General features: G+C 55.5%; 1 tRNA gene and 2 rRNA genes (1 of these 3 running past the window's edge). All 3 read right to left on the bottom strand.

The window, feature by feature from the left end:
- Positions 1-77: transfer RNA gene (locus BMZ35_RS17815), tRNA-Met, on the bottom strand.
- Positions 78-173: 96 nt separating this feature from the next.
- Positions 174-288, bottom strand: a 5S ribosomal RNA gene (gene rrf / locus BMZ35_RS17810).
- Positions 289-390: 102 nt separating this feature from the next.
- A 23S ribosomal RNA gene (locus BMZ35_RS17805) occupies positions 391-1,155 on the bottom strand; it runs 2,064 nt beyond the window's last position.

Below are 1,155 nucleotides of genomic sequence, written 5' to 3'. Positions count from 1 at the left end.
TGGTTGCGGGGGTAGGATTTGAACCTACGACCTTCAGGTTATGAGCCTGACGAGCTACCGGGCTGCTCCACCCCGCGACAGGCGGCTATTTTGGCCGCATGGCCTCATGCTATAAGGAAAGAGGCCAGATAATCATCGAATTGAGAGATACGTTAAGGGAAGTCGTTTACTAGGTTTGGCGATGACCTACTCTCCCACACCTTAAGATGCAGTACCATCGGCGCTACGGTGCTTAACGGCCGGGTTCGGGATGGGACCGGGTGTTTCACTCGCGCTATGATCACCAAACCGAGTAAACGGCTTCGCTTAATTTCGCCTTTCGGCGTGTCCAAGTCACGTACGTCTGTGTTTTGTGTATGCTTTTGATTTCCAGTCTGTCTTTTACTGGATCAAATCAAGCCTATCGGGCAATTAGTACCGGTCAACTGAATGCATTGCTGCACTTACATCTCCGGCCTATCGACGAGGTGGTCTACCTCGGCCCTCAGGGATACCTTGTTTTGAGGGGGGCTTCCCGCTTAGATGCCTTCAGCGGTTATCCTGTCCGATCATAGCTACCCTGCACTGCTGCTGGCGCAACAACAGGTCCACCAGTGGATCGTTCACCCCGGTCCTCTCGTACTAGGGGCAACTCCTCTCAAGTATCCTACACCCACGGCAGATAGGGACCGAACTGTCTCACGACGTTCTAAACCCAGCTCACGTACCTCTTTAAACGGCGAACAGCCGTACCCTTGGGACCTGCTCCAGCCCCAGGATGAGATGAGCCGACATCGAGGTGCCAAACACTGCCGTCGATATGGACTCTTGGGCAGTATCAGCCTGTTATCCCCGGCGTACCTTTTATCCGTTGAGCGATGGCCCTCCCACTTGGGACCACCGGATCACTATGGCCGTCTTTCGACTCTGCTCGACTTGTCAGTCTCGCAGTCAGGCTGGCTTCTGCCATTGCACTCAACGAGCGATTTCCGACCGCTCTGAGCCAACCTTCGCGCGCCTCCGTTACGCTTTAGGAGGCGACCGCCCCAGTCAAACTACCCGCCACGCAGGGTCCCGGATCCGGATAACGGACCGCGGTTAGACATCAAGCAGAATAAGGGTGGTATCTCAAGGGAGGCTCCACCGGAACTGGCGTCCCGGTTTCAAAGCCCACCA

The sequence above is a fragment of the Shimia aestuarii genome, from assembly GCF_900114635.1.
Classification (GTDB): domain Bacteria; phylum Pseudomonadota; class Alphaproteobacteria; order Rhodobacterales; family Rhodobacteraceae; genus Shimia; species Shimia aestuarii.
Note: the sequence above shows the minus strand (reverse complement) of the source record. Positions and strands in the feature narration are given on the sequence as shown.